Consider the following 19,223-nt stretch of genomic DNA (forward strand, 5'->3'; position numbering starts at 1 on the left):
CGAACCCCCTCAGACGGATTCGCGGAACCGGGTCGTCCGATGCACCGGATCCGTGTCGATCTTCGGGATCACGTGCTCCCCGATCAGCCGGATCGTCTGCAGCGTCTCCTCCTTCGGCACCCCCACCGGCAGCCCGAAGCTCAGCTGGTCCGCCCCGGCCTGCTCCCAGCGCTTGCACTGCCGGACCACCTCGTCCGGGTCCCCGCAGATCAGCAGCTCCTCCTCGATGAGCAGCTCGACGAACTCCGCGGTGTACTCGGGCAGGGTCTCCGGCCACACCGGGAAGCCCTCGGGCCGCGGGAAGGTGTCGTGGTACCGGAAGACCAGGGACGGCAGGTAGTGCAGGTCCCCGCGCACGGCGATGTCGATCGCCTCGGCGTGCGTCGGCGCGCAGATCGCCGTCGTCGTCACCATCACGTTGTCGTTGACGAAGTCCCCGATCGGCTCGGCGTCGACCACCGCCGTCTTGTACTGCTCCAGCACCCACTCCATGTCGGAGACCTTCTGCACGCTGAAGCCCAGCACCCCGAGCCCCTTGCGCGCGGCCATCGCGTAGGACGGCGGCGACCCGGCGGCGTACCACATCGCGGGGTGCGACTTGCCGTACGGCTTGGGCAGGACCTTGCGCGGCGGCAGCTGCCAGTGCTTGCCCTGGAAGCCGGTGTACTCGTCCTGGAGCCACATCTTGGGGAACTCGGCGATGGTCTCTTCCCAGATCTCCTTGGTGTAGTTCATGTCGGTCACGCCCGGTATGAACCCGAGGATCTCGTGCGACCCGGCCCCGCGCCCGCTGCCGAACTCGAAGCGGTTCCGGGTGAGATGGTCGAGCATGGCCACCTTCTCGGCGACCTTCACGGGGTGGTTGACCTGGGCGAGCGGGTTGAAGATCCCGGAGCCGAGATGGATCCGCTCGGTCGCGTGCGCGAGGTACCCGAGGAACACGTCGTTGGCGGAGAGGTGCGAGTACTCCTCCAGGAAGTGGTGCTCGGACGCCCAGGCGTACTTGAAGCCGGACCGGTCCGCCTGGATGACGTACTCGGTCTCCTCCATCAGCGCCTTGTGCTCGGCCAGCGGGTCGGTCTCTGCGCGCTTGCCCACGTATCCCTGTACAAAGAGCCCGAATTCCAAGGAGGTTCACCGTCCCCAGTCTGTTCCCGAAGTCTGTTCGCGACTGTTTCTGACGCTCCGTCAGATTGCTGATCTGCCGCCGACTGTGGCACCGGGCGCATACAGCGTCAATAGCTGATGGCCAGTCAGATGGTCGCGAGAGCCTCAGATGACGGAGACCCCGGCGAGCCAGCCGCCGTCGATCACGAAGGGCTGGCCGGTGATGTACGAGGAGTCGGCGGAGGTCAGGAACAGCGCGAGCGCCGCCACCTCCTCCGGCCGCCCGATCCGGCCCAGCGGCACGAGCTTGCGGTAGAACCGGTCGAGTCCCCGGGACGCCTCCTCGGCGTCCGCGGACGGGTCCAGGACGGCCGGGTTGGACATCGCGGTGTCGACGGCCCCGGGACACATGGCGTTGACCCGGATGCCGCGCGGCGCCAGCTCCAGCGCGGCGACCCGGGTGAGGCCGAGGATCGCGTGCTTGGAGGCCGCATAGGCGCCCACGCCCGCCATCCCGGTCACCCCGGTGTAGGAGGCCGTGTTGACGATCGTGCCCCCGTCGGACAGCACCGGCCCGACGGTCCTGATGCCGAGGAAGCAGCCGACCTGGTTGACGTTCACGATCTGCATGAACTCGTCGAGCGGGGTGTCCAGGAGGGAGTTGAAGCGCAGAATACCGGCGTTGTTGACGAGCCCGTCGATGCGTCCGTACTCCTCGACGACGGCCTGGGTCGCCCGCCGCCAGTCGGCCTCCTGGCTCACATCCAGGTGGACGTACAGCGCGCCGATCTCCTCAGCGAGCGACTTCCCCTGCTCGTCCAGCACATCGCCCACGACGACCTCGGCGCCCTCCTCCCGGAACAGCCGGGCCTCCTGCTCGCCCTGCCCGCGCGCCGCTCCGGTGACGAGCACGACACGTCCGTCCAGCTTGCCCATGCGGTGGCTCCTCAGAGGTGGGGGGCGACGTCGGCGCCGAACGCCGCAATCTGGTCGATGAGTTCGGTACGGCCGCGGCTGCGGAAGCGCACCTGGATCTGGTCCACGCCCATCGCGCGGTAGGCGCGCAGGGACTCGGCGAGCTCGTCGGGGCCGCCGCTGAGCGTGCGACGGCCGACGTCCCACGTGGGCGTGCCGAGGTGGAGCGGCTCGGCGATGGCCCCGACACTGAACGGCCCTTCGCGGGCGGCCTCCGCCCGCAGCCGACGTATCCGCTCGATCTGCGCGGGCAGCCGGTCGCGGGGGTCGCCCTGGGGCAGCCATCCGTCGCCCTTGAGGGCGGCCCGGCGCACGGCGGCCGGGGAGGACCCGCCGACCCACACCGGTACGCGGGACTGCGCGGGCCTCGGACGCTGGCCGAGGCCCTCGAAGTCGTAGAACTTGCCGTGGTGTTCGGGGAACTCGTCGGGGCCGAGGGCTGTGCGCAGCGCGTCGATCGACTCGTCGAGGACGGCCCCGCGCCCGGCGAAGTCGACCCCGAGCGCCTCGAACTCCTCCTGCACATGTCCCGCGCCGACACCGAGGATCAGCCGCCCGCCGCTGAGATGGTCGAGGGTGGCGTACTGCTTGGCGGTGAGCAGGGGGTGCCGCAGCCCGACCACTGCCACGTGACTCAGCAGGCGCACGCGTTCGGTCACGGCCGCCAGGTGGGCGAGGGTGGCGACCGGGTCGTACCAGACCGTGCTCATCGCGGGAGCGAGGCGGCGCGGGATCGCCACGTGGTCGCAGGCGGCGATGTACGCGAACCCGGCACGGTCGGCGGCCCGGGCCACCTCGACGAGGTCCTCCGGACCGGCGCCGGCCTCCCAGGGTTCGGCGTAGATCGTGGACTGGGACTGGACGGGGAGCTGGATGCCGTACTCCATCACTTCGGGCCGCCCCAGAGGCCGTCCGGGGTGAGCCCGAGCAGCTCGATGGCGTTGCCGCGGACGATCCGCTCCACCACGTCGGCGTCCAGGTGCCCCATCTGGGCCTCGCCGACCTCGCGGGACTTCGGCCAAGTGGAGTCGGAGTGGGGGTAGTCGGTCTCGTACAGCACGTTCCCCACGCCGATCGCGCCGAGGTTCCTCAGCCCGAAGGCGTCGTCGAAGAAGCAGCCGTAGACGTGCTCGGTGAAGAGTTCGGACGGCGGGCGGTGGACCTTGTCGGCGACCCCGCCCCACCCACGGTTCTCCTCCCACACCACGTCCGCGCGCTCGAGGATGTAGGGGATCCAGCCGATCTGGCCCTCGGCGTACATCACCTTGAGGTTCGGGAAGCGCTCGAACTTGCCGCTCATCAGCCAGTCGACCATCGAGAAGCAGCAGTTGGCGAAGGTGATGGTGGAGCCGACGGCGGGCGGGGCGTCGGCGGAGGTGGAGGGCATACGGCTGCTGGAGCCGATGTGCATCGCGATGACCGTGCCGGTCTCGTCGCAGGCGGCGAGGAAGGGGTCCCAGTCGTCGGAGTGGACGGAGGGCAGGCCCAGGTGCGGGGGTATCTCGGAGAAGGCGACGGCACGGACGCCGCGGGCGGCGTTGCGGCGTACCTCGGCGGCGGCGAGCTCGGCATCCCAGAGCGGGATGAGGGTGAGCGGTATGAGGCGCCCCTGCGCGTCGGGGCCGCACCACTCCTCCACCATCCAGTCGTTGTAGGCCTGGACGCACAGCAGGCCCAGGTCGTGGTCCTTGGCCTCGGTGAAGGTCTGGCCGCAGAAGCGGGGGAAGGTCGGGAAGCAGACGGCCGACTGGACGTGGTTGACGTCCATGTCGGCGAGACGGGCGGGGACGTCGTACGACCCCGGGCGCATCTGCTCGTAGGTGATGACCTCCAGCTTGATCTCGTCCCTGCTGTAACCGACCGCGGTGTCGAGGCGGGTGAGGGGGCGCTGGAGTCCCTCGTACAGCCACCAGTCGCCGAGGGGTCCGTCGTCACCCGGGGCGCCCATCACGGGCTTGAAACGGCCGCCCAGGAAGCTGATCTCCTTGAGCGGGGCGCGGACCGTGCGGGGGCCGGTGTCGAGGTACTTCTTCGGGAGCCGGTTCTGCCAGACGTCGGAGGGCTCCACCGTGTGGTCGTCGACGGAAATGATCTTCGGAAGTGCCGTCGTGGTCTCCATGCCGCTCACGGTAGCGCCGATCTGACGGCCCGTCAGCTCCGTGTACGGCGGCCGATGGAGACGGTTCCTGTGCGGAAGTGTGCGAACGGCCGGTGAGGGCCTTGTGACTTCCCGCGCGTCCTCCTGTGATCAGCCTCTCCACAGCTGACGCAGCCGCCGCGGACAAGGCAGACTGACGGGGTTGTGAACAGGCCCTAGGGGGACGGCGATGGACGGTGCACCGCGAGTGCCGGAGCAGAGACGTTCCGGCGCCTCGACGGGGGCCGGGGAGGACGTGGGGTTCTTGGCGGGGGCGGGGGAGGACGTGGGGTTTGTGGCGGGGGTTGGGCAGTCCGCGAGCCCTGCGGCGGGCGCCGGACAACATACGAGCCCTGCGGGCGGAGCCGGGCAGGACACGGGGTCCCTGGCGGACGCCGGCCAACACACGAACCCCGCCGCGGGCGCCGGGCAACACACCCACCCCGTGACCGCAGCCGGGCACCACACGAGCCCCGCCGCGAGGGCCGGGGAGGGCACGGGCTCCGCGACGGAGGCCGGGCAACACACCAGCCCCGCAGCCGCAGCCGCACAGCACGCCACGCCCGAGACGACGCCCGCCCCGTTGCGCTTCTGCGTGCTCGGGCCGGTGCGGGCCTGGCGCGGAGCGGAACTGCTGAACACCGGGTCGCCCCAGCAACGTGCCCTGCTCGCCGCTCTGTTGCTGCGTGAGGGCCGTACCGCTACCGCCGCCGAGCTGATCTCCGCCCTGTGGGGCGAGGAGCCGCCGGAGCAGGCGCTGGCCGCTGTGCGTACGTACGCCTCGCGGCTCCGCAAGATCCTCGACCCGGGGATCCTGGTCAGCGAGTCCGGCGGGTACGCGATCCGCGGGCTCGGCGAGGACGCGCTGGACCTCGCCGCCGCCCAGGAACTCGCCACCCGGGCGGAGAAGGCCAGGAGCGCCGGAGACCTGTGCCACGCGCGGGAGATCCTGACCCGGGCACTGGGGCTGTGGGACGGCGAGGTGCTCGCGGGCGTGCCCGGGCCGTACGCCGAGGCACAGCGCGTGCGGCTGGAGGAGTGGCGGCTGCAACTCCTGGAGACCCGCCTCGACATGGACCTGGAGCAGGGCTGCCACGCGGAGGCGGTCTCCGAGCTCACCGCCCTCACCGCCGAGCACCCCCTGCGCGAGCGGCTCAGGGAACTCCTCATGCTCGCCCTCTACCGCAGCGGCCGGCAGGCCGAGGCCCTCGCGGTCTACGCCGACACCCGCCGCCTGCTCGCCGACGAACTCGGCGTAGACCCCCGCCCCGGCCTGCGCGAGCTCCAGCAGCGCATCCTCCAGGCCGACCCCGGCCTCGCGGAACCCTCCTCCCCGCAGCCCGAACCGGTCGCCGCCCCCGTCCGCCCCGCCCAACTCCCGGCCACCGTCCCGGACTTCACCGGCCGCGCCTCCTTCGTCAACGAACTGAGCGAAGTGCTCGCCTCCGGCTCCGAGGGCCGCGTGATGGCGGTCTCCGCGCTGGCCGGCATCGGCGGCGTCGGCAAGACCACGCTGGCCGTGCACGTGGCCCACCAGTCCCGTGCCGCCTTCCCCGACGGGCAGCTCTACGTCGACCTCCAGGGCGCCGGCGCCCGGGCCGCCGACCCGGAGACGGTCCTCGGCGCCTTCCTCAGAGCCCTCGGCACCGCCGACTCCTCGATCCCCGACTCCCTGGAGGAACGGGCCGCCCTGTACCGCTCGGTCCTCGACGGCCGCCGGATCCTCGTCCTGCTCGACAACGCACGCGACGCGGCCCAGATACGGCCCCTGCTCCCGGGCACGGAAGGCTGCGCGGCCCTGGTGACCTCCCGGGTGCGGATGGTCGACCTCGCCGGGGCCCACCTCGTCGACCTGGACGTCATGTCCCCCGACGAGGCACTCCAGCTGTTCACGAAGATCGTCGGCACGGAGCGGGTCGCCTCCGAGCGCAAGGCCGCCCTCGACGTGGTCGCCGCCTGCGGCTTCCTCCCGCTCGCCATCCGTATCGCCGCCTCCCGCCTCGCGGCCCGCCGCACCTGGACGGTGTCCGTCCTCGCGGCGAAGCTCGCGGACGAGCGGCGGCGGCTGGACGAGTTGCAGGCCGGCGACCTCGCCGTGAAGGCCACCTTCGAGCTCGGCTACGGCCAGCTGGAGCCCGCCCAGGCCCGCGCCTTCCGCCTGCTGGGCCTCGCCGACGGGCCGGACATCTCGCTGGCCGCGGCCGCCGCCGTACTGGACCTGCCCGTCGAGGACACCGAGGACCTCCTGGAGGCCCTCGTCGACACCTCCCTGCTGGAATCGGCGGCGCCCGGCCGCTACCGGTTCCACGATCTCGTACGGCTCTACGCGCGTGCGTGCGCCGAGCGGGACGAGTGGCCGCCCAGCGAGCGGGAGGCCGCGCTGTCGCGGCTGCTTGACTTCTATCTCGCGACCGCGGCGGCCGTGTACGCCATCGAGCGGCCCGGCGACCGGCTGGTGGAGCACCTGGAGGAGATCCGCTACCCCGGACTGTCCTTCGAGGACCGCCACACCGCCCAGGACTGGCTGTACGCGGAGGCCAACGCCCTGCTCGCCTTCGTCCAGCAGTGCGCCAAGGGGGCCCTGCTGCGGCGCGCGGTGGATCTGCTGTGGGTGGCGAAGGACCTGGCCGAGTCGGGGGCCAACGCGAAGCAGTACGAGGTCGCCGCCGTCGCCCTGCGGGACGCGGCCGACGCGGCGGACGACCCGCGCAGCCGCGCGCGTGCGCTCACCACGCTCACCAACGTCCATCTCGTCGCCGGCCGCTTCGAGCAGGCCGACGCGGAGGCCCGGCTGGCCATGGACCTCGCCCGTGCGGCGGACGACCTGGCGCCCCGTTGCTGGGCCGCCAACGACCGCGGCATCATCGCGCTCTACCAGGGGCGCCACCCCGAGGGCGAGGCGTACCTGAAGGAGGCCATCGAGAGCTTCCGGCTCGACCGGAACCTCGCGGGCGAGGCCAGCGCGCTGTGCAACCTCTCCCGTATCCGGCTGGCCATGGGGCAGAGCACCAGCGCCGTGGAACTCGCCCAGCAGGGCATCGTCATCTACGACCGGCTGGGGCACACGCTGCGCGGGGCGAACGGCCGTTACGCGCTGGGCCTGGCGCTCACCGGGCAGGGACGCCTCGAAGCGGCCGTGGACCGGCTTACGGAGGCGCTCGAGGTGTTCCGCGACAGCCGGCAGCGGCTGTGGGAGGGCATGACCCTCTTCCGGCTCGCCGAGGCGCACCTCGCCGGCCACCGGCCCGCGCAGGCCGCCGCCCTCACCGAGCAGGCCCTGGCCGTACTGCGGGGCATCGGCGGCGAGTGGCGGCGCGGCAACGTCCTCACGGTCCTCGGCCGAGCCCTCAGCGGGCTCGGACAGCCCGGCCGGGCACAGGCGTGCTGGCAGGAGGCGCTCGGCATCTTCGAGCAACTGGACTCGCCGGAGGCCACCGACGTACGGCTCCTCCTCACCCCGTCGGCCACCGTGTAGCCCGCCGGCGCCCTGCCCCTCGCCCACGGCGCCGACAGAGGCGGCAGGCCCCCGCGTCCGACTCCAGCACAGGGCGCGACCGACACCCGACGCCCCTCACCCCGTCGATAGACGCGGCATGCCGCGTGCAACTCCCGCTCACCCGCCCCGTCGGCCACCGTGCAGCCCTCCGGCGTCCACCCCTCGCCCACCCCACCGACAGGAGCGGCAGGCCCCCGCGTCCGACTCCAGCACAGGGCGCGGCCGACATCCGACGCCCTCTCACCCCGCCGACAGACGTGGCATGCCCCCGCGTGCAACTCCCGCTCACCCGCCCCGTCGGCCACCGTGCAGGGCGTGCGGCGGGCGGGCGTTCATCGTTCGTTTATCGCCGCGCGGCACCCTCAGGGTGTCGATCCGTCGCGTCGGGGGGCAGACGGGTCAGCGGTGGTCTCCATCGCTAGGGTTACCGACCCTGACATGCCCGTCCGGCGGCCCTCGGGGGAGTCGCCGGGCGGGCATCGGCCCATCACACCAACGGGAGAGTCACCACCCATGAGTGCAACCGAGAAGCAGGACGGCACGGTCAAGCCGCTCGACAACCACGCCACGGGGACCGAGGACGAGCTCAAGCCGCTCGACAACCACGCCACCGGCGCCGAGAAGGTCGTCACCCTGGCCGCCGGCACGACGGACGGCACGGTCAAGCCGCTCGACAACCACGCCACGGACGAGAAGGCCTGACAAGGACTTTCCACGCACGGGGATCGGCCGCGGCGGCGCGGAGGGGGAGCCGTCGCGGCCGAGGCGTGTCCGGGGACGGGTCCTTCAGGGCCGCCGCAGCTCCCCCTTCACCACCTTCCCGCTCGCGTTCCTGGGCAGCCCCGCCACGAACTCCACCGACCTGGGCACCTTGTAGTTCGCCATCTCCCGGCGGGCCCAGGCGATCAGGTCGTCGGCGGTGAGGACCGAGCCCGGGCGACGGACCACGTACGCCCTGCCGACCTCGCCGAGCCGGGCGTCGGGCACGCCGACGACCGCCACGTCGGCCACCGCCGGGTGCAGGCCGAGGAGTTGCTCGATCTCCGCCGGGTAGGCGTTGAAGCCGCCGACGATGAACATGTCCTTCAGCCGGTCGGTGATCCGCAGGTTCCCGGAGGCGTCCAGGACACCGATGTCCCCCGTGCGCAGCCAGCCGTCCTCCGTCACCGCCTCCGCCGTGGCCGCCTCGTCCTCGTAGTAGCCGCGCATCACGTTGAAGCCGCGGACCAGGACCTCACCGGGCTCCCCCGGCGGCGCCTCTACCCGCACCTCCGTCCCCGGGATGGCCCGTCCGGACGTGGACGCGATCACCGGCAGCGGGTCTCCGCGCCGGCACATGGTCACGATGCCGCTCGCCTCCGAGAGGCCGTACGCGGTCAGGACCGTCTCCACGCCCAGTTCGCCGTGGAGTTGCTCCACCAGACGCAACGGCACCACCGCCGCGCCCGTCACCACCAGGCGCAGCGCGGACAGGTCGTGGGAATCGCGCGCCGGATGGTCCAGGAGCGACTGGTGGAGGGTGGGCGGGCCCGGCAGCACCGAGACCCGTTCCGCCGCGATGTTCGCCAGCACGGTGTCCACGTTGAACACCGGCTGCGGGATCATCGTCGCCCCGCGCATGAGACAGGCGATCACTCCGGCCTTGTAGCCGAAGGTGTGGAAGAAGGGGTTCACGATCAGGTAGCGGTCGCCGTGCCGCAGCCCGGCCAGCTCGCACCAGACGTCGTACGCCCGCAGGGTCTGTTCGTGGGTGATCACCGCGCCCTTGGGGCGGCCCGTCGTCCCGGAGGTGAAGACGATGTCGGAGGGCCAGGACCCCTCGACGGCCGAAGCCCTCGCCCGCACCTCCGCCTGACCGACCCCGTCCCCGCTGGCCAGGAAGTCCTTCCAGGTGCGGTAGTCGGCGGGGGCGTCGTCCGACAGCACCACCACCTGCTCCAGCTCCGGCAGTCCCGGTCCCTGGGCGACCGCCCGGCGCAGGGACGCCACGTACGAGGTGCCCAGGAAGGTGCCGGTGACGAACAGCAGCCGGGTCCCGCTCCTGCGCAGCACGTCCGCGGCCTCGGTGCCCTTGAAGCGGGTGTTGAGGGGGACCAGGACCGCCCCGGCCGACACCGCGCCGAGCGCCGAGACCATCCAGTCCAGGGAGTTGGGGGCCCAGACGGCCACCCGGTCGCCCGGCCGTACGTCGTTCGCGATGCACGCGGCCGCCGCCCGCTCCACGCGGGCGCCCAACTCGCCGTACGTGACCCGGTTGCGGCCCTCCACGACCGCCTCCGTGGCGGCGTACCGCTGCGCGGCCCGGGCGACCAGCTCCGGGATGCTCCGCCACTCCACATCGGCCTCCCCGAAAGCGGAAACGCGTTAGCTGACTACCCGTCAGATTAGCTGTAGCCTGACGGGCTGTCAGCAGGCCTCACAGTGTGCGGAGGTGCGTGCAGCGTGACCCTCAAGGACGCCACGGCGATCGTCGGTATCGGACGGACCCCGTTCGCCAAACACCTCGCCGAGGACGAAAGGACCCTGGCCTGCCGGGCCGTTCTCGCCGCCCTCGACGACGCCGGGATCGCGCCCGGCGAGGTCGACGCCCTGGCCTCGTACACCATGGAGGAGACGGACGAGGTCGAGCTGGCGAAGGCCGTCGGCCTCGGCGACCTCACCTTCTTCAGCAAGGTCGGCTACGGCGGCGGCGGTTCGTGCGCGACGGTCGCCCATCTCGCGGCGGCCATCGCGAGCGGCCAGGCGAGCGTCGGTGTCGCCTGGCGGTCGCGCAAGCGCGGCTCCGGCCCCCGCCCCTGGACCAACACCACCGTCCAGCTCCCCACCCCGGCCCAGTGGACGAGACCCTTCGGCCTGCTCCGGCCCGCCGACGAGATCGCCATGCTCACCCGCCGCTACATGCACGAGTACGGCGCCACCCGCGACCACCTCTTCAACGTCGCCCTCGCCTGCCGCAACCGCGCCAACCAGAACCCCGCCGCGATCATGTACGACCGCCCCCTGACCCGCGAGATGTACATGACCTCCCGCTGGATCAGCGAGCCTCTGTGCCTCTTCGACAACTGCCTGGAGACGGACGGGGCGTTGGCGTGTGTGCTGGTCAGCAGGGAGCGCGCCCGGGACTGCCCCACCACCCCCGTCTACGTCCACTCCGCCGCCCAGGGCCTGCCCGCCCAGCACCACGGCATGGTCAACTACTGGAACGACGACCCGCTCACCGGGCCTGCCTGGACCGCCGCCCGACACCTGTGGAAGAACGCCGACTTCACCCCGCAGGACGTCGACGTGGCCCAGATCTACGACGCGTTCACCTCCCTCGTCCCGCTCTCCCTGGAGGGCTACGGCTTCTGCGGTCGCGGTGAGGGCGGCGCCTTCACGGAGGGCGGCGCCCTGGAGACCGGCGGACGGCTGCCGATCAACACCGGCGGCGGGGGGCTGTCCGAGGCGTACGTGCACGGCTTCAACCTCATCGACGAGGGCGTACGGCAGCTGCGCGGAACCAGCACCGCGCAGGTGCCGGACGCCACGACCTGCCTCGTCACCGCCGGCGAGGGCGTCCCCACCTCCGCCCTGCTGCTGACCAACAGGAGCTGACATGCTCGAACCGGTGAAGGACGCCACGGGCGCCCCCTTCTGGGAGTACGCGGCCCGGGGCGAACTGCGCGTCCAGGCCTGCGCCGACTGCGGCGAACTCCGCTTCCCGCCCCGGCCCTGCTGCCCGCACTGCCAGTCGTTCGCCGAGGAGTGGCGCCCGGTCTCCGGGCGCGGCCGGATCTGGTCCTACGTCGTCCCGCACCCGCCCCTCCTGCCCGACTACGCGGCGCTGGTGCCGTACAACGTGGTCGTGGTCGAGCTGGAGGAGGCTCCCCGGATACGGCTGGTCGGCAATCTGGTCGCCGTGGCCGGGGCGCCCGTCAACTCCCTCGATCCGGGCCGGATCCGTATCGGCGCCCGGGTGCACGTGGTGTTCTCGGACGGGATGCCGCAGTGGGTGCCGGCGTGAGGGGCCTCAGGGTCACCGCCGACAAGGACACCGGCGTCGCCGTCGTCACCCTCGACCGGCCGCACCGACTGAACGCCATCGACCTGGACATGCGGGACGAACTCATCGCCGCCTGGCGGGAGTTGCGCTTCGACGACTCCGTTCGAGCCGTGGTCCTGACCGGCGCCGGGGAGCGGGCCTTCTGCACGGGCCTGGACCGGGACGCCGAGGTTCCGCAGCCCAACTCTCCCTACATGGCGGACGATCCGCTCCTGCGTGCCGGACCCAAGTCCAACGACCTCTGGAAGCCGGTCGTCGCCGCAGTGAACGGGATGGCCTGCGGGGGCGCCTTCTACCTCCTGGGCGAGAGCGACTTCCTCGTCGCCGACCCGGCCGCCACCTTCTTCGACCCGCACACCACCTACGGCATGGTCAGCGCCTACGAGTCGGTGCTCATGGCGCAGGTCATGCCCCATGGAGAGGCCGCGCGGCTCGCGCTGATGGGAACGGCGGAACGGCTCTCCGCCGAGCGCGCCCACGCCATCGGGCTCGTCACCGAACTCACCGAGCCGGGCGGGGCGTTGGCGGCCGCGACCGCCGCCGCCGAGATCATCGCCGGGTATCCGACGGAAGGGGTGCAGGGCACGGTCCGCGCGCTCTGGGCGGCCAAGGAGGCCGCCGTGGCACAGGGCTTCGCGCAGGCGGCGCACCTCGTCGCGCTCGGGAACCTCCCGCCGGACCGGCAGGCGGAGCTGTTCCGTTCCCGGCAGTCCGGATTCCGGGTGCGTTAGCGCACCAGGTCGGCTTCCGGCTCTGCCTGGCAGTAGTCGAGCTCGGCCAGGACGGACTGGCTCGCCTTCACCTGGACGTTCGACGTGCCCCTCGCGGGGACGGTGATCTGCTTGGTCTGCGAGCTCAGCGCCTTGCCCGCCGCGTCCGCGAAGGCGAACTCGACCTCGAAGGTGGCCTGGCGGCTGTTCGGGTTGGTGACCTCGACCGTCGCGTAGGGGATCGCCTTCGTCGCGCAGCGCACCACGCGCGCGGTGCCGTCCTCGAGTGCCGAGCTGCTGCTGCGGGTGCTGGTCGTGCGCGGTGTGTAGCTGTCGTGCTTCTGGCGGGAGCTGCTGCAGCCACCGCCGCTGTCACTGTCGCTGTGACTGCTCTTGTGCCGGCCGCTGCTCTTGTGGCCGGTGGAGAACCCCGTCAGCGACAGGACCACCAGCACCGACACAGCCGTGAACTTGAGAACGCGCCCCCGTGTATGCATGTGATCACTCTAACGGCGGAACGCTAGGTCCGCGCCGTCCCCGTCCCCTTCTCCGCGTCCAGCGCGTACACGCACCGGTCCTTGCTGCACGCGTACACCACCCCGTCCTTGACCACCGGCGACCCCGTGATCTCCCCGCCGGTGGCGAGCTTCCAGCGCAGGCGCCCGTCGTCGGCCTTCAGGGTGTAGAGCAGGTGGTCCGTGGACCCGAAGTGGATACGGCCCTCGGCCACCGCGGGCGCTCCCACGATGTCCCCGCCGGCCTGGAACCGCCATTTCGGCGTGCCGGTGACCGCGTCCAGCGTGTACAGGCCCTTGCCGCTGCCCACGTGGACATGGCCGCCGGCCACCAGCACCGGTTCGACCGAGGCCCGGGCCTCGGTGGCGATGCGCCAGCGGTCGCGGCCGTCGGTCGCGTCGAGGGCGTACACCGTGCCGAGGTAGTCGGCGAGGTAGATTCCGCCGCCGGTCACCGCGGCCCCGGGCACGAAGGCCGGCGGGCACAGGAAGACCGCCGGGGCCTCGAAGTGCCAGCGGACCCGTCCGCTCGCCACCTCCAGGGCCATGACGCGCGTCCCGGCGGAGATGTACACGTACCCGTCGTGGGCCTGGGTCACCCGGACCGGAACCCCGCCGCAGGAGGCCGCGTCACCGATGGGGAACGCCCAGCGCTCCTCGCCGGTGCGGGCGTCCAGGGCCCGCAGGCGGCCCTCCTGCCAGACGTAGACCGTGCCCTGGTGGAGGGCGGGTCCGGCCTCGGGGGACTCGAAGTCGGTCTGGCAGCCGGCGATCTCCCAGAGCTTGTGCCCGTTGGACGCCTCCCATGCCTGGACGCCACCGCCGCGCGTGCCGGTGACGACCGTGCCGTGCTCGGCCTTGAGGGAGTACACCCAGGCGTCCGTGCCGAGCCGCCACTGGTCGGCGCCCTCGCGGGCGTCGAGGGCGAAGAGGGTGGGGCCGTCGGAGGCGTGGATACGGCCGTCCGCGACCGCCATCGACCAGGCCACGTCCCGTGTCTTGAAGCGGCGGCGGCCGGTGCCGACGTCCAGGGCGTGCACCTCGAAGGAGGTGACGTAGACGAGGTCCCCGGCGACGGCCGGGGTGCCCCACACGTCGTTCGACATGCGGAACCGCCAGGGCCGCCAGCCCGCCGCGTTCTCCGGCGGGGCGGGCGGGGGCACCGGTACGGCCGGGCCCACGGCGGCGTCGGTGCCGTTGACACCGGGCCGCGGCCGGGACCAGGAGGCGACCAGGCCGGCCTCCGGCGGGGGCGCCTTCACGGCGGCGGCCCGGGCGTCGGCGACGCGCGGTCCGGGCCCGATGGGCACCTGGGCACCCGCGAGGCGCACCGGGCCGGTGTCGGGGGCGCCGGCCGGGACGGGCACGGGCGGCGGCGGGTCGTAGGAGGGCGGCGGCGGTACGACGGCGGGGCGGCCGCCTCCGCTGCGGGCACCGCCGGTCTGAGTGGGCGCCGGGCGCCCGCCGCGCCGGGTCTCGATCATGGCGACGGCCTTCTCGGGCAGCCACGCCGACGCCGTACCGCTGTCGTCGGAGCCGGAGCCGAAGAGGTGGGGTGCCAGCTGGGCCTGGAGGTCGGCCGGGTTGGGACGGGCGGTGGCGTCCATCTGCATACAGGACTCGATGAGCGGACGCAGCTCGTCCGGGAGTCCTTCGAGGTCGGGGCCCTCGCGCAGCAGCATGAAGACCGTCTCGACCGGGTTGGCGCCGTGGAAGGGCGGGTGGCCGGTGGCGGCGAAGACGAGCATGGAGCCGAGCGAGAAGACGTCGCTGGCGCCGGTGACGCTGCGGGAGTCCTTCGCCTGCTCGGGGGACATGTAGGCGGGGGTGCCGACGGCGACGTTCGTCATCGTCAAACGGGTGTTCGAAACACCGGATGCGATACCGAAGTCGATCACCCGGGGCCCGTCCTCGACCACCAGGACGTTGGAGGGCTTGAGGTCACGGTGGACCAGACCGGCGCCGTGGATGGACTGCAGGGCCTCGGCGACGCCCGCCGCGAACCAGCGCACCGCCTGAGCCGGGAGCGGCCCGCACTCGTTCACTATCTCTTCGAGGGAGGGCGCGGGAACGTACGCGGTGGCCAGCCACGGCACCGCCGCGCGCGGGTCGGCGTCGACCACGGCCGCCGTGTAGAAGCCGGAGACGGCCCGGGCCGCCTCCACCTCCCGGGTGAAGCGGACGCGGAAGAGCTGGTCCTCGGCGAGCTCCGTACGGACCGTCTTGATCGCCACCCGCCGGCCCGACGCCGAGCGCGCGAGATAGACCAGCCCCATGCCGCCGGCACCGAGCCGTCCCAGCACCTCGAACGGCCCGATCCTGCGCGGATCGTGCTGCGTCAGCTGATCCACCACTCTGCCTGCCACCTCCCCGTACAAGCCGCGCCACCCACATATGTACGCGACCCCGTGCAGCGTCTCACCACCGCACCGCCATGGCGGCACGCGACCCTGATTCTTCCTGGCCGGAGGCCTGGTGGCGAACCCGGGGTCAAATAGGGTGTCACGTATCAAAGCGGATCCTTCTACCGCTCCGATCGTTCCAGAACAGCGAACGACGCCCCCTGATTGTCGGTGACGACGGCCACTTTTCCGTACGACGTCTCGAATGGCGGCGCCTGGACCCGTCCGCCGAGCCGGCCGACCGTCCCGAGCACCGACTCGCAGTCCTCGACACCGAAGTGCACGAGGAAATGGGGCGGCATCTCGGCGGGGAAGACCTCGGAGACGAGGGCGCGGCCGAAGTCGGGGTGTGCCTCGGGTCCGAAGAGGGCGTCGTGGAAGAGCCCGCCGTAGAAGGTGTTGGCGGCCTCGGTGTCGCGCGCGTACAGCTCGGCCCAGGCGAAGGTGCCGGGCTCGTGCCGGGCCCCGAAGCCGGGGTGGCTGTCCGGCTCCCACAGGCCGAACACGGCCCCCTCCGGGTCCGTGACCAGGGCGGACGTGCCCAGCTCGGCGATCGGCATGGGCGCGGTGACGACCTGTCCGCCGGCCGCCCAGATCCGGTCGGCGAGGCCCTCGATGTCCGGGGTGGCGAAGTAGACCGTCCACACGGTGGGCATGCGGCCGTCCGTCTTGTGGGCGAGGGCGGCGACGGGCCGGCCCTCGTGGTGGGCCCACACCGAACCCCCTCGGGCGTCCGTACGGTCCTGGAAGGTCCATCCGAAGAGCTCGCCGTAGAACCGCTTCCCGGCGGCCACGTCGGGCAGCTGCGCGTCCACCCAGCAGGGCACGCCCTCGCCGTATCCCGTTCCGTCTGCGGATGCCCTGTTTTCGGCCATACCGTCAAAGTAACGGCGACGCACGCACCCCGCAGGACCAGGCACACCCGTCTCCCGGACCTCGCGCACCCCATTTGCAGTCGGCCGAATCGCGCTCCGATCACCCCTCGGTAAGCTGACGGCATGACAGGACAAGTGCGTACCGTCGACGGCCGTGTGGCCGGCCGGCGTGGGCAGGCGACCCGGCAGAAGCTGCTCGACTGCCTCAGCGAGATGCTCAGCTCCTCCCCTTACCGGGACGTCAAAGTCATCGATGTCGCCCGGAAGGCGGGCACTTCACCCGCGACCTTCTATCAGTACTTCCCGGACGTCGAGGGCGCCGTCCTGGAGGTCGCCGAGCAAATGGCCACCGAGGGCGGCCAGTTGACGAAGCTGCTCGACGGCCGGTCGTGGGCTGGCAAGGCGGGCTGGCAGACCGCGCAGGAACTCGTGGACGGTTTCCTTGAGTTCTGGCGCAAGAACGACGCGATCCTGCGCGTGGTCGACCTCGGGGCCGCCGAGGGCGACAAGCGCTTCTACAAGATCCGCATGAAGATCCTCAATTCGGTGAACAACTCCCTCGCGGACGCGGTCGCCGAGCTCCAGTCCAAGGGCAAGGTCGACAAGGACGTCAACCCGGCCGCGGTCGCGGGCTCCCTCGTCGCGATGCTCGCGGCGGTGGCCTCGCACCAGAAGGGCTTCCAGAGCTGGGGCGTCAAGCAGGCCGAACTCAAGCCGAATCTGGCGCTGTTGGTGCACCTGGGCGTGACGGGCAGGAAGCCGACGAAGTAGCCGGCCCTTTTTCGAGTCCTGTCTGGCGGGCGGCCGTTCACACGGGTGGACGGCCGCCTGTCGTGCGTCCGGGGGTCACCTCCGGACGATCCTGAAGAGCCGTATCTCCCGCTCGACCCGCGCCTGATAGGTGGCGTACGGCGGCCAGAACGCCAGCGCGGTCTTCCATACGGCCGTCCGCTCCTCCCCCGTCAGCAGGGTCGCGGTCACGTCGATGTCCTGCCCCTTCCAGCTGACCGAGGCCTCGGGGTGGGCGAGGAGGTTGGCGGTCCAGGCGGGGTGGCCCTCGCGGCCGAAGTTGGAGCCGATGAGGATCCACGTGCGGCCGTCGTCCTCGGGCATGCAGGCGAGCGGGGTCCGGCGGGGCAGCCCGCTTCTCGCCCCCGTCGAGGTGAGGACGACCCCCGGCAGCATCTGCGCGCTGAGCAGGATCCTCCCCCGTGTGATGCGGTGCACGGCCCGGTCCAGGGCCGGGATGACATGCGGCGCGACCTTGGCGAAACCGCGCGTGGACGACACCTTCTGGACCACCCTCGCCCCGATCACACCGACACCTCCGCACCCGTGAAGAGCCGTGCCGCGTCGGCGGCGTGCGCCCGCAGCCGGTGCGCCGGGCCGAAGAGCAGTTCGTCCGCGGTGGCGCGCTTGAAGTACCGCTGGGCCTCGTGCTCCCAGGTGAACCCGATGCCGCCGTGCAGCTGGATCCCTTCGGCGGCGGCGGCCCGCAGCGCGTCGAGAGCCTGGGCCAGGGCCAGTCCGCCGACCCGCTGCTCCTGGTGAACGGCGGCCCAGGCGGCGAAGTAGGCCGCGGAACGGGCCGCTTGGAGCTGCACGTACACATCGGCGAGCCGGTGCTTGACGGCCTGGAAGGACCCGATCACCCGCCCGAACTGCTCCCGCTGCCCGACGTACTCGACAGTCATCTCCAGCACCCGCTCGGCCGCCCCGACGGCCTCACAGGCGAGGACAGCGGCGGCGGTGTCCCCGGTACGGGCGAGAGCCCCGAGGACATCGACCCCGTCATCGTCCCCCAGCAACTCGGCTCGCACATCCCGTAGTTGTACGCGGCCCTGTGGGCGACTGGCATCGAGGGAGGTCTGCCGGGTCCGGACCAGCCCGGCGGCGTCACCGGGCACGAGAAAGAGAAGAGTACGAGAGCGGGCGAACCCTCCGGCATGAGCGGCGACAAGCAGAAGACCGGCACTGTGCCCATCGAGCACCTGCTCGACCTCACCGTACAACCGCCAGCCGGGGGTGTGGGCTTGCCCGTCGGGGGGCGCCGGTGACGCCGACGGGGCCGGGGCCGACCGCGACGACTGTGGGGCGACGGGCGCCTCCGCCCCCTCCGCGACCACGAACGGCCCGGCCGTCGGGGCGGCTTCCGGGCCACCGGGAGCGGCACCAGTCGAGTGCAGGCCGGTGGCAACTGGTGCCCCCGCCGACGGTCCTGCCACCCCGACACCCGGCCCGCCGAGCGCCACACCGGCCGCGCGCAAGCCGTCAGCCACGGGCGCCCCCGCCCCCTCCACCACCGCGGACCCTCGCCCCGCCCGGTCGACTTCCGGCCCCGCGGCAACCGCACCGGCCGCGCGCGAACCCGCAGCCACCGCCGCAACCGCCGACGGTCCTGCCGCACCGGCGCCCTGCCCGCCGAGGGCCGCACCGGCCGAGCGCGAACCGGCAGCCGCAGATGCCCCTGGGCCACCGGATCGCCGGGCCTGGACTCCGCCCGCGCGGCCTCCGCCCGCCCAGTCGTTGCTGTTGTCTCCGGTGAGTCCCAGGGCTGTTCCCGGTGGGACGGCGAGGGCTGCGGTCAATGTGCCGGAGGCCATCCGGGGGAGCAGGTCGGCGCGCTGCTTCTCCGTGCCCAGGGCCAGCACCAGCGGGGCCACGAGGACCGACGTGGCCAGCAGCGGCGTGGCCGCCAGCACTCGGCCCGTCTCCTCGCAGGCCAGCGCCAGTTCGGTCGCCGAGCAGCCCACACCGCCGTACTTCTCGGGAAGCGCCAGCCCCGGCAGTCCCAGCTGTTCGGCGAGGGTCCTCCACAGCGCCGGGTCGTAGCCGGCCGGAGTGTCGGCCGCACTCCTCGACTCCTCGGGACCGCAACGCCTCCGCAGCAGTTCCCGCAACGCACTGCGCATCTCGTCCTGTTCGGCGGTGAAGCGAGCGTCCATGGCTCTTCCTCTTCCCTCC

General features: G+C 72.1%; 15 protein-coding genes and 2 pseudogenes. 6 read left to right on the forward strand and 11 right to left on the reverse strand.

Annotated elements, in window-relative coordinates:
- Positions 1-9: 9 nt before the first annotated feature.
- From ACZ39I_RS24900 to ACZ39I_RS24915, 4 genes are all read right to left on the reverse strand, one after another.
- Positions 10-1,128 (reverse strand): LLM class flavin-dependent oxidoreductase, encoded by a 1,119-nt coding sequence (locus ACZ39I_RS24900; protein WP_467246569.1) that lies wholly within the window; start codon positions 1,126-1,128, stop codon positions 10-12.
- Positions 1,129-1,272: 144 nt separating this feature from the next.
- A complete protein-coding gene (locus ACZ39I_RS24905) occupies positions 1,273-2,043 on the reverse strand; it encodes an SDR family NAD(P)-dependent oxidoreductase (protein ID WP_467246571.1) in 771 nt (256 codons plus the stop codon).
- 11 nt (positions 2,044-2,054) lie between these two features.
- Positions 2,055-2,969 carry an LLM class F420-dependent oxidoreductase gene (locus tag ACZ39I_RS24910; protein ID WP_467246572.1) on the reverse strand — a complete coding sequence of 305 codons (915 nt, stop codon included), beginning with the start codon at positions 2,967-2,969 and terminating at the stop codon, positions 2,055-2,057.
- Complete coding sequence (locus ACZ39I_RS24915; protein ID WP_467246574.1) at positions 2,969-4,210, reverse strand: amidohydrolase family protein; 1,242 nt, start codon at positions 4,208-4,210, stop codon at positions 2,969-2,971. The genes ACZ39I_RS24910 and ACZ39I_RS24915 overlap by 1 nt, the downstream gene beginning before the upstream one ends.
- A gap of 295 nt (positions 4,211-4,505) precedes the next feature.
- Between ACZ39I_RS24915 and afsR the strand changes: the two genes are divergently transcribed.
- Positions 4,506-7,694 carry an SARP-family global regulator AfsR gene (gene afsR, locus ACZ39I_RS24920; RefSeq protein ID WP_467246946.1) on the forward strand — a complete coding sequence of 1,063 codons (3,189 nt, stop codon included), beginning with the start codon at positions 4,506-4,508 and terminating at the stop codon, positions 7,692-7,694.
- A 534-nt stretch (positions 7,695-8,228) separates the two neighbouring features.
- The gene (locus tag ACZ39I_RS24925; RefSeq protein ID WP_467246575.1) at positions 8,229-8,417 is read left to right on the forward strand and encodes a hypothetical protein; all 189 of its coding nucleotides are present in this window, start codon (positions 8,229-8,231) and stop codon (positions 8,415-8,417) included.
- A gap of 84 nt (positions 8,418-8,501) precedes the next feature.
- Here ACZ39I_RS24925 and ACZ39I_RS24930 read toward each other — a convergent pair whose 3' ends face one another.
- Complete coding sequence (locus tag ACZ39I_RS24930; RefSeq protein ID WP_467246577.1) at positions 8,502-10,052, reverse strand: FadD3 family acyl-CoA ligase; 1,551 nt, start codon at positions 10,050-10,052, stop codon at positions 8,502-8,504.
- Between the two features lie 105 nt (positions 10,053-10,157).
- Between ACZ39I_RS24930 and ACZ39I_RS24935 the strand changes: the two genes are divergently transcribed.
- The 3 genes from ACZ39I_RS24935 to ACZ39I_RS24945 are packed head-to-tail and all read left to right on the forward strand — an operon-like array spanning position 10,158 to position 12,488.
- Positions 10,158-11,309 carry a lipid-transfer protein gene (locus ACZ39I_RS24935; protein WP_467246578.1) on the forward strand — a complete coding sequence of 384 codons (1,152 nt, stop codon included), beginning with the start codon at positions 10,158-10,160 and terminating at the stop codon, positions 11,307-11,309.
- A gap of 1 nt (position 11,310) precedes the next feature.
- Entirely contained in the window at positions 11,311-11,718 is a 408-nt protein-coding gene (locus tag ACZ39I_RS24940) for a Zn-ribbon domain-containing OB-fold protein (protein WP_467246579.1), read from the forward strand.
- Positions 11,703-12,488: an enoyl-CoA hydratase/isomerase family protein gene (locus ACZ39I_RS24945; protein ID WP_467246581.1), complete on the forward strand. Its 786-nt coding sequence runs from the start codon at positions 11,703-11,705 to the stop codon at positions 12,486-12,488. The genes ACZ39I_RS24940 and ACZ39I_RS24945 overlap by 16 nt, the downstream gene beginning before the upstream one ends.
- Here the strand turns inward: ACZ39I_RS24945 and ACZ39I_RS24950 are convergent.
- From ACZ39I_RS24950 to kbpA, 3 genes are all read right to left on the reverse strand, one after another.
- On the reverse strand, positions 12,485-12,964 hold the full coding sequence (locus tag ACZ39I_RS24950; RefSeq protein WP_467246583.1) for a hypothetical protein: 480 nt from the start codon (positions 12,962-12,964) through the stop codon (positions 12,485-12,487). The genes ACZ39I_RS24945 and ACZ39I_RS24950 overlap by 4 nt on opposite strands.
- A gap of 23 nt (positions 12,965-12,987) precedes the next feature.
- Positions 12,988-15,336, reverse strand: a complete 2,349-nt coding sequence (locus ACZ39I_RS24955; RefSeq protein WP_467246584.1) for an outer membrane protein assembly factor BamB family protein — start codon at positions 15,334-15,336, stop codon at positions 12,988-12,990.
- Positions 15,337-15,506: 170 nt separating this feature from the next.
- Positions 15,507-16,259 (reverse strand): AfsK-binding protein KbpA, encoded by a 753-nt coding sequence (kbpA, locus tag ACZ39I_RS24960; protein ID WP_467246586.1) that lies wholly within the window; start codon positions 16,257-16,259, stop codon positions 15,507-15,509.
- A 123-nt stretch (positions 16,260-16,382) separates the two neighbouring features.
- Here kbpA and ACZ39I_RS24965 point away from each other — a divergent pair, with 123 nt between their 5' ends.
- Positions 16,383-17,030 carry a TetR family transcriptional regulator gene (locus ACZ39I_RS24965; protein ID WP_467246587.1) on the forward strand — a complete coding sequence of 216 codons (648 nt, stop codon included), beginning with the start codon at positions 16,383-16,385 and terminating at the stop codon, positions 17,028-17,030.
- Positions 17,031-17,105: 75 nt separating this feature from the next.
- On the opposite strand, the gene ACZ39I_RS24970 is transcribed toward ACZ39I_RS24965, so the two are convergent.
- The 3 genes and pseudogenes from ACZ39I_RS24970 to ACZ39I_RS24980 form a co-directional block, all read right to left on the reverse strand.
- Positions 17,106-17,576 (reverse strand): nitroreductase/quinone reductase family protein, encoded by a 471-nt coding sequence (locus ACZ39I_RS24970; RefSeq protein ID WP_467246588.1) that lies wholly within the window; start codon positions 17,574-17,576, stop codon positions 17,106-17,108.
- Positions 17,573-18,280, reverse strand: a pseudogene (locus ACZ39I_RS24975) (acyl-CoA dehydrogenase family protein); the annotation flags it as partial. The pseudogene ACZ39I_RS24975 and the gene ACZ39I_RS24970, both read right to left, overlap by 4 nt.
- A gap of 582 nt (positions 18,281-18,862) precedes the next feature.
- Positions 18,863-19,204, reverse strand: a pseudogene (locus ACZ39I_RS24980) (acyl-CoA dehydrogenase family protein); the annotation flags it as partial.
- Positions 19,205-19,223 lie beyond the last annotated feature (19 nt).

Source organism: Streptomyces sp. NPDC024687, from assembly GCF_055559055.1.

Bases quoted from the DNA above. Each gene is read 5' to 3' on its own strand.
- ACZ39I_RS24940 (WP_467246579.1), top strand. From the start codon at position 11,311: ATGCTCGAACCGGTGAAGGACGCCACGGGCGCCCCCTTCTGGGAGTAC.
- ACZ39I_RS24965 (WP_467246587.1), top strand. From the start codon at position 16,383: ATGACAGGACAAGTGCGTACCGTCGACGGCCGTGTGGCCGGCCGGCGT.
- ACZ39I_RS24950 (WP_467246583.1), bottom strand. From the start codon at position 12,964: ATGCATACACGGGGGCGCGTTCTCAAGTTCACGGCTGTGTCGGTGCTG.
- ACZ39I_RS24905 (WP_467246571.1), bottom strand. From the start codon at position 2,043: ATGGGCAAGCTGGACGGACGTGTCGTGCTCGTCACCGGAGCGGCGCGC.
- ACZ39I_RS24925 (WP_467246575.1), top strand. From the start codon at position 8,229: ATGAGTGCAACCGAGAAGCAGGACGGCACGGTCAAGCCGCTCGACAAC.
- ACZ39I_RS24910 (WP_467246572.1), bottom strand. From the start codon at position 2,969: ATGGAGTACGGCATCCAGCTCCCCGTCCAGTCCCAGTCCACGATCTAC.
- kbpA (WP_467246586.1), bottom strand. From the start codon at position 16,259: ATGGCCGAAAACAGGGCATCCGCAGACGGAACGGGATACGGCGAGGGC.